The 13,552-nt window shown below is 43.8% G+C and carries 12 protein-coding genes, 1 tRNA gene and 1 rRNA gene; 11 read left to right on the forward strand and 3 right to left on the reverse strand.

What is annotated here, in order from left to right:
• Window positions 1-258 precede the first annotated feature (258 nt).
• The 3 genes from rrf (at window position 259) to A5868_RS03525 (ending at window position 913) form a co-directional block, all read left to right on the forward strand.
• Window positions 259-374: ribosomal RNA gene (gene rrf, locus A5868_RS03515) — 5S ribosomal RNA — on the forward strand.
• A gap of 8 nt (window positions 375-382) precedes the next feature.
• Window positions 383-456: transfer RNA gene (locus A5868_RS03520), tRNA-Asn, on the forward strand.
• Window positions 457-559: 103 nt separating this feature from the next.
• On the forward strand, window positions 560-913 hold the full coding sequence (locus A5868_RS03525; RefSeq protein ID WP_010781647.1) for an iron-sulfur cluster biosynthesis family protein: 354 nt from the start codon (window positions 560-562) through the stop codon (window positions 911-913).
• Window positions 914-935: 22 nt separating this feature from the next.
• Here the strand turns inward: A5868_RS03525 and A5868_RS03530 are convergent, their stop codons facing one another.
• Together A5868_RS03530 and A5868_RS03535 are read right to left on the reverse strand one after the other, a co-directional pair.
• Complete coding sequence (locus tag A5868_RS03530) at window positions 936-1,556, reverse strand: flavin reductase family protein (RefSeq protein ID WP_086305473.1); 621 nt, start codon at window positions 1,554-1,556, stop codon at window positions 936-938.
• Window positions 1,557-1,566: 10 nt separating this feature from the next.
• Window positions 1,567-2,541 (reverse strand): ring-cleaving dioxygenase, encoded by a 975-nt coding sequence (locus tag A5868_RS03535; protein ID WP_086305474.1) that lies wholly within the window; start codon window positions 2,539-2,541, stop codon window positions 1,567-1,569.
• A gap of 123 nt (window positions 2,542-2,664) precedes the next feature.
• Here A5868_RS03535 and A5868_RS03540 point away from each other — a divergent pair, with 123 nt between their 5' ends.
• Window positions 2,665-3,306 carry an HAD-IA family hydrolase gene (locus A5868_RS03540; protein WP_086305475.1) on the forward strand — a complete coding sequence of 214 codons (642 nt, stop codon included), beginning with the start codon at window positions 2,665-2,667 and terminating at the stop codon, window positions 3,304-3,306.
• A gap of 75 nt (window positions 3,307-3,381) precedes the next feature.
• On the opposite strand, the gene A5868_RS03545 is transcribed toward A5868_RS03540, so the two are convergent.
• On the reverse strand, window positions 3,382-4,002 hold the full coding sequence (locus A5868_RS03545) for a LysM peptidoglycan-binding domain-containing protein (RefSeq protein ID WP_086305476.1): 621 nt from the start codon (window positions 4,000-4,002) through the stop codon (window positions 3,382-3,384).
• A gap of 371 nt (window positions 4,003-4,373) precedes the next feature.
• On the opposite strand from A5868_RS03545, the gene A5868_RS03550 reads away from it, so the two are divergent.
• From A5868_RS03550 to A5868_RS03580, 7 genes are all read left to right on the forward strand, one after another.
• On the forward strand, window positions 4,374-5,363 hold the full coding sequence (locus A5868_RS03550) for a LacI family DNA-binding transcriptional regulator (protein WP_086305477.1): 990 nt from the start codon (window positions 4,374-4,376) through the stop codon (window positions 5,361-5,363).
• Between the two features lie 270 nt (window positions 5,364-5,633).
• A complete protein-coding gene (locus A5868_RS03555) occupies window positions 5,634-7,037 on the forward strand; it encodes a L,D-transpeptidase family protein (RefSeq protein ID WP_086305478.1) in 1,404 nt (467 codons plus the stop codon).
• Between the two features lie 422 nt (window positions 7,038-7,459).
• Window positions 7,460-8,863 carry a C69 family dipeptidase gene (locus A5868_RS03560; protein WP_086305479.1) on the forward strand — a complete coding sequence of 468 codons (1,404 nt, stop codon included), beginning with the start codon at window positions 7,460-7,462 and terminating at the stop codon, window positions 8,861-8,863.
• A gap of 26 nt (window positions 8,864-8,889) precedes the next feature.
• Window positions 8,890-10,377, forward strand: coding sequence for an amino acid permease (locus A5868_RS03565; RefSeq protein ID WP_139843627.1), 1,488 nt, complete (start codon window positions 8,890-8,892; stop codon window positions 10,375-10,377).
• 68 nt (window positions 10,378-10,445) lie between these two features.
• Window positions 10,446-11,801: an APC family permease gene (locus A5868_RS03570; protein ID WP_010781638.1), complete on the forward strand. Its 1,356-nt coding sequence runs from the start codon at window positions 10,446-10,448 to the stop codon at window positions 11,799-11,801.
• A 60-nt stretch (window positions 11,802-11,861) separates the two neighbouring features.
• Complete coding sequence (locus A5868_RS03575; protein WP_086305480.1) at window positions 11,862-12,521, forward strand: hypothetical protein; 660 nt, start codon at window positions 11,862-11,864, stop codon at window positions 12,519-12,521.
• Window positions 12,522-12,816: 295 nt separating this feature from the next.
• The gene (locus tag A5868_RS03580; RefSeq protein WP_010781636.1) at window positions 12,817-13,548 is read left to right on the forward strand and encodes a GntR family transcriptional regulator; all 732 of its coding nucleotides are present in this window, start codon (window positions 12,817-12,819) and stop codon (window positions 13,546-13,548) included.
• Window positions 13,549-13,552: the final 4 nt, after the last annotated feature.

Here is a 13,552-nt window from a genome sequence, read left to right on the forward strand (position 1 = left end):
GGTAGCTATGTAGGGAAGGGATAAACGCTGAAAGCATCTAAGTGTGAAGCCCACCTCAAGATGAGATTTCCCATTTCTTTAAGAAAGTAAGATCCCTGAGAGATGATCAGGTAGATAGGTCAGGAGTGGAAGTGCAGTGATGTACGGAGCGGACTGATACTAATCGATCGAGGACTTAACCAAAAAAATTGATTCGCGGTAGTTTAACTGTTTCTGATCCAGTTTTGAGTGAACGACGTTTACTCAGATAAAGCATAGTGTGGTGGCGATAGCGGGAAGGATACACCTGTTCCCATGTCGAACACAGAAGTTAAGCTTCTTAGCGCCGATTGTAGTGAGGGGTTGCCCCTTGTGAGATTAGGACGTCGCCACGCGTTGTTATTCCGGCATAGCTCAGTTGGTAGTAGCGCATGACTGTTAATCATGATGTCGTAGGTTCGAGTCCTACTGCCGGAGTTTTCGAAGACAGCCTTTTATAGGTTGTCTTTTTTTATGTTTGAGCAAATTGTTTAATGGATTAAGGGAATAGTGCTATCCTCAAGGTGAGGTGAGGATAACTATGTATATGAAAATTTCAGATGAATTGGTAGAGCGACTAGGGAAATACAAAGACAGTCGAATCCTTTTGGACTTAGATGATGGTGTAGGGATGTACTCCAAGATGGGAAGCTGCGCATTGAACATCAGCTTCCGCTTATTGATCTTAGACAAAGACCAAGATTACTCGGACTATACAGTGAACGTTGAAAGCCCAATTGGGGAAATTCCGATCAAAGAACATTCAAAATTGTACTTGGAAGACGACATGTCCTTGGTTTTTGATCCTCGGATGTCTTTGATCAAACTGAAAAGCCCTAGTGGTATGATTGATGGAAATGTCCAAATCATTGATTTACGCAAAAATAAGGAGTGAGCCTAAATGGCCCACTCCTTATTTAATTTGGTCTCTTTAAATCAATCGTATTAGCGATGTGGCTGTAAGTAGTGCCAGCCAGACGTGCTGCTGGATCAAGGGAGATCGGGTCGATATACTCTTTTTCCGCATCAAAAACAGCTTCTTCAAACGAATAGTTCAAAACTTCCAGAATGAACAAATCACTGATCACGGTTCCTTCATGGTCGCTTACAGGAACATATTGATGAAGCCGAACTTCAAAGCGGATAGGAGCTTCCTGGATCGCTGGTACAGCGACTTCTTTGCTGTCTACAAGTGTAAGTCCGCTCTCGGCTAATTCACTTTCCTCAGCAGGCAGAGAAGCTGAGGAGTGGTTCATTTCGGAAAGAACCGAGTCGTTCACCATATGGATCACGCCTTCTTTTTGTTGAAAAAGATTTCGTGCAGTATCCTTCATCTGATGCTCTTTGCGATTGATAGAAAGACTGACTAATGGTAGGTCCTTCGCTACAACATTGAAATAGCTGAAGGGAGCGGCATTCACGACATTCGTTGTGTCATCGATCGTAGTGATCCAAGCGATCGGTCGCGGAATGACGCTGCCTGTCAGAAACTTATAATTTTGTTTTGTCGTTAGATCCTTTGCAGAGTAGAAGTACATAGCGCGCTCCTTATTTTCGTTTCTTATTTGCGTCAGAAGTATCGAAGGGGCGAACATATTCTTCGATCTCTTCCCGTTTTGATTGCAAATGAGGAGGCAATGACAAGATTTCACCTGCGTGATCGTAGGTCTCATCTTGCAAGAAACCAGGGCCATCGGTAGCTAGTTCAAATAAGACATTTGGTGCTGCCAGGAAGTATTCTGATTGGAAGTAGAAGCGGTCAACGAATCCTGAATTTGGAAATTCTAGGGCATTGATCTTTTCGATCCAGTCACGAAGCGCGTCATCATCAGCAACACGTAAGGCCAAGTGATGGACATTCCCATAGCCTTCCTGTGCTGGGATCATATCTGGCTGATCATCTACAAGGATCGTCGCACCATTTCCGCCTTCACCAACTTCAAATTGATGCAGACTTTCTTCAGCAGCAGTTTCTTTAAAGCCTAACAGGTTTTCTAAAACCAGTTTTAGGTGTTCAAATTTTGCCACGGTAACAATGGTTGGGCCTAAGCCGAAGATCGCGTGTTCAGCAGGAACATTTGAATTCTTCCATGGTGTCCCGCCGGCAACGCCGTTATTTTTTTCGTCTGATACTAATTGGAACCATTGATCGTCGTAGTCTTGGAATTCTAAATATTTCTTTCCAAAACGTTCTTTGATTTCGCCATGAGCAACTTCCTTTTCTGTGAAGCGTTGAGCCCAGAATGTCAGTGAAGCGTCGGTCGGCACACGGAAACCCGTACGTGAAATACTATTCGTCCCTTTGCTTCCCTTTGGAATTTGTGGGAAATCAAAGAAGGTCATATCCGTCCCGGGCGCACCAGAATCATCTGTAAAATAAAGGTGATAGGTTTCGATGTCGTCTTGATTGACTGTTTTTTTAATCATGCGCAAGCCTAAAATATCTGTAAAAAAGCGATAATTTTTTTCGGCGCTGGAAGTCATTGCTGTTACGTGGTGTAATCCGCGAATTTGTGTATCCATAATTTATTCTTCCTAAATTCTTACTAAAAGTAAGTTTATTGGAAAGCTGATTTTTTAGCAAGAATAATGCCTCGACTTGATAATTTTCCAAGGAATCAGTAGGATAGAAACAGGAGGTAGACGATGAAAAAAATTGTATTATTTGATTTAGATGGCACGTTGACCGATTCAAGTGAAGGCATTTTGAACAGCATTCGCTACATGTTGGAGAAAAAGGGCTTGGCTATTTCTGACACGGAGACACTGCGCAGCTTTATTGGCCCTCCTTTGGCCGATTCATTGAAGGCGCTTTACGAGATTTCAGAAGCTGAAGCGCAAGAAGCTGTTGAAAGCTACCGTGAGTATTACGCTGATCAGGGAATCAAACAATTGACGGTGTATCCTGATGTGGAAAAGATGCTGACGGATTTGTCAGAAGACTATTCTTTAGCGATCGCGACGTCAAAGCCTGAATTTTTTGCTGAACAGGTGATCGAGAACACGGGATTGACGAAGTATTTCACCGGGATTTTTGGCGCGGACCTGGCGGGAGACCGTTCAAAAAAAGCCGACGTGATCACGTACGCATTAGAGCAATTAGAAGGAGATACGGCGGTGATGGTCGGGGATCGGAAATTTGATATTTTAGGTGCCAAGGACAATCAGTTGAAGAGCATCGGTGTGCTGTATGGCTTCGGGGATCGGCAGGAATTAGCGGAAGCAGGGGCGGATCTTCTTGTAGAGAAGGCGTTGGAGATTCCTCTCGCCCTCCAAAGATTGTTTTAAGCAACTTCTACAGAAAAAGGACGTTGAAAACAAAAAAATCCCTCAAGCGAGGGATTTTTTGATCAATTATTCGACTTAGTACCAGCCGTTTGCTTGCCAGAATGCTTGTGCGCCTTCCCATGAACCATAGCGAGAAGTGACATATTGATCCGCAACACGTTCTTGGTTTGCAGCAGAGTAGTCACCATTTAAGTATGAAGCAGATAATTGGTAACGTCCAATGTATTGACCGTTTGTTGCAGTGTAAGAACCGCTAGATTCGCGTTGTGCGATCCATTCTTTTGCTGAGCTTGTGCTTGCTGGAGCTGAAGCTTCTGCAGCAGGAGCCGCTGGTTGTTGTGCTTGTTGTACAGGAGCAGCAGCCGGTTGTGCTGGCGCTTCTTGAACAGATGCTTGTTGTGCAGGTGCAGGAGCTGCTTGTTCTTGAACAGGTGCAACAGTAGTATTGCCTTTTGCATCTGTGTCGATCGTCAAGTTTTGTCCTTCAAAGATCATATCAACGTTAGAGATGTTGTTTTCACTAGCAATTGAATGAACCAAGCTGTTATCGCCTGCAAATTTGATTGAGATTTTTGATAACGTATCACCTGATTGAACAGTGTAATTTTCAGCTGCATGTGCATCGTTTGTTCCTAGTGCAAATACTGCACCGGCTGTTAGTAAAGTTGTAAGTACAAGAGTTTTTCCAAATTTCATTATGTAAATTCCTCCAAAAAAGTTTTTAATGTCATCAGTCATTTCGACTACGAGACTTACTTTACCATCCTTCTTCATGTCGTGGGTTATAAACCAGTGACAAGAGGTTACAAGGAAATGTAGAAATGTAACAAAACATGGAGAAAAGGGGCCTTTTGAAATACTTAATCTCTATTAAGAATGTCTGAATCACTATGAGGGACAAGGGATTTGCGAGGTGTTTCTCAGGGGAAATAGATGTAAGCGCTGATAAAAGTTGCAATGTTGACACCCCGTTGTAAAGAATCAGACGATTGTAGGGGCGAAAATCTCGGAAAAACGACGGATTATTTCTTAAGAAAAGGTAAATGAAAGACAAATTGAGGTGAAACATGGCCATTACGATAAAAGAAATTGCCCGTCTGGCGGGTGTCTCCGTGACGACGGTCTCTCAGATCCTTAATCAGAAGGGGGGACGCTTCAGCGAAGCAACCAAACAGCGGGTCTTAACGGTGATCGAAGAGCAAAACTATTCGCCAAATTATTTTGCTTCAAATATCATTGCAAAAAAATCAAAGACGATCGGTGTGATCGTTCCTGATTTTTCAGAACAATTTGCTTCGGCGATCGTCAGAGAGATCAAACGACACTTGGAAGAGCAAGGGTACTATTTGATCATTTGCGAATCGGATCATGAGTTCGAGAAGGAACAGGTGCTGCTGGAGCAGTTGGCGAAGATCGCTGTGGAGGGAATTATTCTCTTTACGCCCAATCTATACGATCAGGATCAACGAATCCGCAAAGGTCGCTACCAGGAGATCCCAGTTGTTTTTGCGGATAGGGGACTCAATGAAGGCTATTACGGGACAGTGAAGATCGATGAATTTTCAGGAGTTTATCGGGCCCTCGAGTGGCTGATCGGAGAGGGGCATCGCAGGATCGGCCTTCTGATGGATGATGCAGAGCACTATCATTTAGCGGAACGATTTGACGCATATAGACAGGCGCTGCAGGATCATCAGCTTATAATAGAAGAAACACACATCAAACAGATGCCTTTGACGATCGAAGGCGGGTATCAAGGCGCTACTGAATTGCTGAGGGAGACAGAGGTGAGTGCGATCTTCTGCTGCGATGATATGTTAGCGATCGGGTGTTACCAAGCCGTGTTTGATAGTGGCAGAGTGTTGAATCAGGAAATTACGGTGGTAGGCTTCGATGGCGGAGAAGTGACGCAGATCGTTCGGCCAAAAATAAGGAGTGTCCGTCAGCCTTATAAAGAATTAGGAAATGCCTACGCGGACAAGATTCGAATGGCGATCCAACAGCCAGATCGCCAAATGGATGACCGGTTGTTCCATGTAAGCTTTGACCCAGAATAAGCAATGAGAGTAGAGAAGCATTTGCGTCAGAGCAAATGCTTTTTTGTTATGAAAAAATTACTTTCCCTATAAATCTAGACGAATATTAGTGAAATAGTTCGGTGAATAAGGGGGTGTTCTTGTAATTTCTCTATTTTTAACAAAAAAAGCTCAATTTTTTAAGCAATATGGGTTAATTATTTGGTAGAATATTGGGAGATAAAATGAATTCTTTTTGGCCTTCAGGGTATGGGGGGAAAAGAATGATGATGGAAAAGTGGGGGAGCGTTTTTGAAAAGGGTTGGGGAAGTATTTTTTGCGATTGGAACAAGGAAACTCATCATTATTGGTTTGGTGCTTTTATTGGGAATGGTCAGTTTTTACTCCTACAAGAGTGTGTATTACGCGGAACGATTGCTGCCTAAGACAAAAGTAAACGCGATCGATGTTGGCGGACTGACTGTGGAGCAGGCGAATGAAAAAATCACGAAAGAGCTGACAGAGGCCCCTTTCGCGATTCGTTTAGATAAGCATTTGTGGAAGGAACTCAAGCGCAGCGATTACGGGTGGTCTAAAGATCATCGAGAGGCGCTCAAACGGCTGAAACAGGAGCAAAGTCCATTTGCATGGGGCCTGAGCGGATTTGCAAAGCATCAGTACCAGCTGCCGAACACCTTTGACCGTGGGCAGGTGGAACAATTAGTGGAGTCGTTGAGAATGACGCTTCTAGAAAAAAATGTGACGCGGATTCCGACGAAAAATGCTAGGATCGAGTGGCAGAATGGGGCATTTAAAATCGTTCCAGAAGAACAAGGGAACACTTTTGACATTGATGCTGTGCAGAATGCTGTAAAACGCGGCTTGGAAGAAGGCCAGTCGTCAGTAGATGCGGAAAAGTATTATGCTCGGCCGATCATGACAAAAAAGGACGGCACGTTAAAGAAGCAACAGGAAAAATTAAATCAGTTTACTAAAATGAAAGCGTCTTATAGGATCAATGGAAAAGCCATCGCCCTCTCTAATGAGGAACTCAGCAGCTGGCTGACTACGAACGAGAATGGAGAAGTGCAGATCGATCAGGAAAAGGTCACGCGTTTTGTGACCAAGCTAAACGCAGACTATAATACCCAGGAGAATCCGACACCCTTCACTAGTACAAAACGAGGTGAGGTCTCTGTACCTATGGGAATCTATGGCTGGTCTATCGACATTCCTGCGGAGGTTCAAGCCTTGAGCGGGGAGATTTTAAAAGGGAAAAATTTTGATCGCACGCCGATCGTGACAGGCGATGCACCAACAGTCCAAGCCGGCATCGGCAATACGTATGTAGAAGTCGATCTGCAAAACCAATATATGTGGTATTACAAAGAGGGCAAGGTCCAGCTGGAAACAGATATTGTCAGCGGGAAGCCATCCACACCAACACCGCCTGGGGTAAATTATGTGACGAGCAAATCAACGGATCAAGTCCTGCGGGGCTTGAATGAGGACGGCTCCAAGTACGCCAGTCCTGTACGCTATTGGATGCCGATCGACCGGACAGGCGTAGGCATTCATGATTCTGATTGGCAGTATGCGTATGGCGGAGATCTCTGGCTATACCGAGGGTCTCACGGGTGTATCAACACGCCGCCAGCCAAAATGGATGAACTTTATCCGATTTTGGAGACAGGGACCCCTGTCGTCGTTTTCTAATAGAACAGGAACAAGCATCAGAAAAAAATTCTGGTGCTTTTTTTTGTTTAAAGTCGTTTTCTTCCCCCAGAATTTTGCGGGATAAAAACAAGTGATCGGCTTGAGACCAGCAAACAGATAACTGTCGCTGACCAAAATAGGACGCTTCTTTCATAGAGAAGAAGCGTCCTATTTTTTCTTTGTGGAGGGAAGCTATTCAAAAAAATGACGCATAAAACGACACGATCCAAAAAGCAAGGCACGCGTTTAACTGTAAAATCATCCTTATAAATAGACGAAAACAGAGAGGTTAAAATAACTGATAAACAATCGATAGACAAATGAATACCGAGGGAGCCAGTTATTATGAGCGTTGCCGTTTTCGTTTATGAACAGCCTAAAGGGCTAAAAAAGATACTCAATAAAAGAAAGAAGGAAAACACATGTGTACGACAGTTTTAGTAGGAAAAAAAGCATCACGTACAGGATCAACAATGATCGCGAGAAATTGCGATACCGAGGCACCGATCCAGCCAGTGAAGTTTGTTCAAGTAGAGGAAAATGCGGTTACTAGCGGAACCTTCCACTCTGTGATCACTCATTTTTCTGAAGCGTATCCTGAGCAGGCGCTGGGCTATCAAATGATCCCGTTTGTTGAACAAGAAACGCTAGGCATTTTTGGCGAGGCAGGAATCAATTCATTGAATGTTGCCATGAGCTCGACAGAAAGTATTTTCGGCAATCCCTTCGTATTGGCTGCCGATCCATTTACAGAGGAAGGCTTAGGAGAAGATGCACTGTTAACGATGGTGCTCCCTTATATCACTTCCGCAAGAGAAGGCGTCGAATACGTCGGGAAACTCATCGAAAAGCACGGTTCCCACGAAGGAAACGGGATCATCTTCAGCGACAAGGACGACATCTGGTATATGGAGATTCCTTGCGGGCATCATTGGGTCGCACAGCGTATCCCTGATGACCATTGCGCAGTCATCGCGAACCAATCGATCATTGAAACGGTAGATTTTGAAGACGAGGCGAATTTCATGCATTCAGCAAACATTCGCACCTTCGTAGAGACCCACGCGCTGAACCCTGAAGACGGCACCTTCAATTTCAGACAGATCTTTGGGACGAGCAATTTGCAGGATCGCAAGTACAATACCGCCAGAGTATGGTATGGACAGAAAATTTTAGGCAAAGAGAATGCCAGTCCGACAGCCGATGATATGCCATTTACATTCAAACCAGCTCATCGATTAACAGTGGATGATGTCGGTCGTGTTCTAAGCTCTCACTTCGATGAAACGATCTATGACCCATTCAGTAAAGGCGACGAGCAGGCAGCACACGCTTTCCGACCTATTTCGATGAATCGTACCGCTGAATCTCATATCCTGGAAATTCGAAACAACGTAGACCCTGAGTTCGCCGCATTGTTTTGGTTGAACAGCGGACCTACAGCATTTAATCCCTATGTTCCTTTTTATGCCAACAGTAAGGATACCTCATCTCTTTACAATGAGACGAGTCTGACCTTTGACAGCAATCAAGCCTACTGGCGCGCACGTTTGCTCGCTGTTTTAGTTGAGAGAGACTATGACAAACTTGCCTTTTTGAACTTTGGCTATTTAACGAGTGCGAAAGAACTGGCGCATCAGTTGATTTTAGCCAGCGATCAAGAAGCAAGGAACTATACCGGCGAAGAACGCAAAGACTTTTTGACTGCGTGCAATGAGAAGCATGCGGAAAAAATGAACCAGCTTGCGTTGGATCATATTGGTGCGTTGGTGGAGCAAGGCTTGGGCTTATCGGCATTGACCTATGACATTACGAAGGACATTTAAAATGGACAGAAAGGAGTTGAACAGCAATGGAACACAATCATGGGGCCATTCAAAAGGGAACCACAGCACCCAATGCGACCGTTTCTGATGGCACTACTGGAAAAAAGACACTCTCTAAAATTACTTTGACGACGTTTATCGGGCTGACCTTTGCCTTGGTCGCGGGGCCTTATTATTCCACCTTGACGGCGACCGGCTGGAATATGTTTTTATACATGGCGATCGCCACGATCGGCTTTGCCCTTCCTATCGCACTGATTTCAGGCGAATTTGGAACGACCTTCCCTGGAAGAGGGGGCCCAGAGCTTTGGGTCAAAAATACGCTCGGGCCTAAATGGGGCTTTGTCACCTCCTGGCTGATCTGGATGTCGATGATTCCCGCGATGCTGGTGGTGGGTACAGGCTTTGCGCCAACCGTTGCTCTGCTGATCGGGAAGAAAGAATTGGTCGAAAACCCGATCTATACCTTGGGCGTCATTTTGGTCTTGGTTTGGACCATGACGCTATTGAATCTAAAATTCGATATGGCAAAAATCAATGGGAAATTCGGCATATGGCTTGGTTTTTACATCCCAGTGGTCATGCTATTCGGGCTCGGATTGTACACATTCATCAAATTCGGCTTTAATGCCGACAGTATCTTAGGTAGCTTTGAACCGTCTAAGTTAGTACCGAAGTCGCTGACTAGCGGCTCAGGAATGTACTTCAGCGGAGTTATATTTATCTTTTTAGGGATCGAGATGTCCTCTGTATTTATTACGCGGTTAAAAAAACCGTCGGGTCAATACGCAAAAGGGGTCATCATTGCACTGGTCCTGTTAGCGATTCTCTCATTGTGTAACGCCTTCTTTGTGGCAAATGTGATTCCTAAGGGAGATATCCAGTTGAACAACACGGTCCAACCATTGCAAATTTTTGCGGAACGTCTAGGCTTGCCCTACATTCTCGTCCAATTGTTCTGCTTAATGTCGATCATCAGTGTGTTGACGAATATGTCTACTTGGTTCGTCAGTGCCTCTAAAACCATGACACAAAGTGCGCTGAATGGCGATTTTCCACCTAAATTGAAATTTTGGAAAACCAATAAATTCAATGCGTGTCCGTCGCTATTGATCGTGCAAGCAGCAGCGATCTCACTATTGTCGGTCGCCTACGCTGTGATCCCCGGGATCAATACAGTCTTTATCATCATCACCAACAGCGGGACCGTCTTGTATTGTCTGGCCTACAGCTTGATGACGATTGGCTATATCAGCATGAGACGACAGGATAAAAATCAAGACCATCCTTTCCGTGTCGGGAAAAAAGGCAATCATTTGGCCTACATGGTGTCCTTTTTACTTCTAGCAACGATTGTTTTTGCGCTTGTTATCACGTTTATGAACAATAGCTTGCTGAATCTAGTATTTGTAGTGATCTTTACGGGCATCTTCTTCATGGTTCCTTTGTTCATTTATCGAAACAGGAAAGAAAGCTGGAAAATGCCCTCCAGCCAAAAGGAAACAAAAAGTTAACGCCAGAATGAGCGCTTTAGAAACCGTAAAACACAAAGCGCTCGTTCTTATAGATTGGAGGATTTAAAATGGCGACAACAAATAGTCCGCTCGCAAAGAGCAGCGGCACAGCGGCGGCCACGAGCAAAAGCAAATTGTCTTTTCTGTCGATCTACTTTCTAGGAATCAATGCGATCGTTGGCTCAGGAGCATTTCTTTTGCCGCAAGAGATATACCAACGAGTGGGCGTGATGAGTGTCTTAGTCATCCTGTGTGCGGCAATGACAGTCAGCATGATCGCCTTATGTTATGCCGATCTATCCAGCCGATTTTCTGGCTCAGGGGCAGCATGGCTTTACTCGTATAATGCATTCGGTAAATTTACCGGCTTTCAAATCGGCTTGTTTTCATGGTTCTTAGGTTGTTTGACCTTGTCCGCGGAATCTGTAGCCTTGCTTAGAACACTGAAAAATCTCTTTCCGCAATTGGATAATGGGATCGTAAAAATTTTGTTTCCGGTCACGTTGATCACGATACTGGCGATCATTAATTTATTTGGTACGTCGCTCGTCAAATTCATCAACGGGATCTCATCCGTCTTCAAAATTTTTATTGTTCTATTCTTCATAGTTTTAGGAGCATTTTTCATGCATAAAACAAACTTCACACCGATCGTACCAAGCACAGTTACAAATACGAAAAGCTTTGTCGGTCATTTCGGGTCCGCATTTAGTGTTGTTTTTTATATGTTCAGCGGGTTTTCATTTATACCTGTTGCAGCAGCGCAAATGAACAATCCCGAAAAAAATATTCCTAAAGCATTGATTTATGTGATGGCGAGTGTCACCGTCTTGTACACACTCGTTCAAACGATCGCTATCGGAATCTTAGGGACAACGATCGTGAAGTACGATGTCCCGATTGCAGAAGCAATGAAGATCGGTGTCGGTCATTGGGCCTATGCCATCATCATCTTAGGGATGATCCTGTCGATCTTTGGTGTCGCCTTCGCTGTATCCTTCAGCACACCGGCACTGGCTGCGTCATTAGCAGAAGAGCACCATTTATTGCCAAGTTCTATTGGAAAGAAAAATAAATACGGTGCCCCTTATGTGGCAGTGATCGTGACTTCCGTGATCAGTATTTTTGCAACACAATGCAGCTATATCTTCTTAGTATCCTGCATCGTGTTAGCATCATTTATCCAATATGTACCATCGATTCTAGCGGTCATCAAATTCAAGAAGACGAAACAATTTCCAAATAATGGCTTCAGCCTAAAGGGCGGCTATGTCGTTCCTATTTTGGCCTTGGTCATCTCAATGTATTTATTGACGAATTTTAACTTAAAAGTTCTATTAGTGATGTTGGCCGTATTCATACTAGGTGTCATTATCTATGTCACAAAAATCAAAGGCGCTGAGAACGAACAAGCAGCCAATTAAAAAAGCACGTAACCACAAAAAAATATCATTTAAAAAAATGAATAGAGGAGAATGATTAACATGAAAGCAACGAAAAAATTAGGATTAGCAGCAGCAACTTTAGGAATGATCGTATTATTAGGAGCCTGCGGGCGAACAGAAGAAAGCGGCACGATCGTCGGCGGTTCCGGCTCAGAGGAAGTCTACACTGATTCTTCAGGTGACGAGGCAGTCGTCGGTGAAGAGACGTTAAAAGATGACGGCTACTTCAAACAAGTCGTAACAGAAGGAATCGATCCAAAGGTAAAGGATATCGTATCCTATGATACACAGTTCAGCAATTCAGATTGGGACAAGATCACCTTCGATGTCGACCATGCGAAAATAGTCACGGTCAAAGACTTTAAAGATGAAAAAGGAGATACCTATAAAACCTTGCTCTCCTTGAAGTATAAATTAGACATTGAAGATACCTCGGACAAATACATCATGCCTGATAAAGCGGAAGTTGAATTAGCAGATGGCAAAAAAGTCAGCGCCGATTTCTTTATGGATATTTTCGATGACGAATTCTCAACGACAGATGCCCACAAAGATGGCTTCATTCACTTCAAGATCAAAGACGAAGAAAAAATCAGAGAAATCAAAGCTGTGGATGTGACATTCCGTGCAAAAACAGATAACAACCACGAAACGACTCATACGTATAAAATTGATTTCCCATTAGAAGCAGAAGAATAAGCAGGTAAGCATCAATTACATCGAGTCAAAACAAAAAGCCGTTGGATCAGCGGCTTTTTGTTTTTGGGCTTCATTTCGAACCAACTGGTATTAGATTTTCTCGCGTAATTTCTATGAGCAAAAAAAAGAGGCCGCTTCTATTGATTGATTCCTAAAAATAGGTACCCTGCTAATTGTTGGTATAAAGGGTTTTTTAATTTTATGAATGACAAATCGATTATTATTGTTGACAGACCTAAAAAAACCACCTTACTATTGGTTTGTGGTTATAACCAGTTGCGAAGAGGAGAATCCCATGGAAAATTCTTTTAAAAACAAAGCTTTGTACTATCAACTCGTAGATCTATTAAAAGAGCGGATGGAGGCCAGCATGATCCCTCATGACAAGCTGCCTTCAGAACGAGAATTGACAGCACACTACGGTGTCAGTCGGACGACGGTCCGTTTGGCTCTGCAAGAGCTGGAACGCACCGGATTTATTTATCGACGTCATGGAAAAGGGACCTTTGTTTCTGACATCAGAAAAGACGCAGCCGACTTAGCGGGCGCCTATAGCTTTACGGAACAGATGAAAAGCTTAGGGAGAAATCCTGAGACGAGAATCTTATCCTTTGAAAAGATCGAAGCAGATAAGTTCATTGCGCAGCATCTCAATCTTTCCTTAGGAGAGGCCGTCTTTAAGTTGAGTCGTTTACGAATCGCAGACCGTGAGCCGTTAATGATCGAAGATACCTATTTACCAGTCAAATTCTTTTTAGCATTAGACGATTCACTTTTGCGCAGCAAGCCTTTGTACGATCTTTTTTCAGAAGATTTTGATCAGACGGTCCGTCTGGCGGATGAAGAATTGTACGCCAGTCTTGCTTCAAAGGAGGATGCGAAACAATTGATGATCCCTGTAGGCGCACCTGTCCTGCATTTAGCCCGACAGACCTACAATATGAAAAATGAACGTATTGAATTCACACTGAGTGTTGCCCGTGCGGATCAATTCCATTATCAGATCCGCCATATTCGAAAGAGTTAGGAGA

It is taken from the genome of Enterococcus sp. 12F9_DIV0723, assembly GCF_002174375.1.
GTDB lineage: Bacteria > Bacillota > Bacilli > Lactobacillales > Enterococcaceae > Enterococcus_A > Enterococcus_A gilvus.

Bases quoted from the DNA above. Each gene is read 5' to 3' on its own strand.
- A5868_RS03560 (WP_086305479.1), top strand. From the start codon at position 7,460: ATGTGTACGACAGTTTTAGTAGGAAAAAAAGCATCACGTACAGGATCA.
- A5868_RS03545 (WP_086305476.1), bottom strand. From the start codon at position 4,002: ATGAAATTTGGAAAAACTCTTGTACTTACAACTTTACTAACAGCCGGT.
- A5868_RS03570 (WP_010781638.1), top strand. From the start codon at position 10,446: ATGGCGACAACAAATAGTCCGCTCGCAAAGAGCAGCGGCACAGCGGCG.
- A5868_RS03530 (WP_086305473.1), bottom strand. From the start codon at position 1,556: ATGTACTTCTACTCTGCAAAGGATCTAACGACAAAACAAAATTATAAG.
- A5868_RS03565 (WP_139843627.1), top strand. From the start codon at position 8,890: ATGGAACACAATCATGGGGCCATTCAAAAGGGAACCACAGCACCCAAT.
- A5868_RS03535 (WP_086305474.1), bottom strand. From the start codon at position 2,541: ATGGATACACAAATTCGCGGATTACACCACGTAACAGCAATGACTTCC.
- A5868_RS03540 (WP_086305475.1), top strand. From the start codon at position 2,665: ATGAAAAAAATTGTATTATTTGATTTAGATGGCACGTTGACCGATTCA.
- A5868_RS03525 (WP_010781647.1), top strand. From the start codon at position 560: ATGTATATGAAAATTTCAGATGAATTGGTAGAGCGACTAGGGAAATAC.
- A5868_RS03575 (WP_086305480.1), top strand. From the start codon at position 11,862: ATGAAAGCAACGAAAAAATTAGGATTAGCAGCAGCAACTTTAGGAATG.
- A5868_RS03550 (WP_086305477.1), top strand. From the start codon at position 4,374: ATGGCCATTACGATAAAAGAAATTGCCCGTCTGGCGGGTGTCTCCGTG.
- A5868_RS03580 (WP_010781636.1), top strand. From the start codon at position 12,817: ATGGAAAATTCTTTTAAAAACAAAGCTTTGTACTATCAACTCGTAGAT.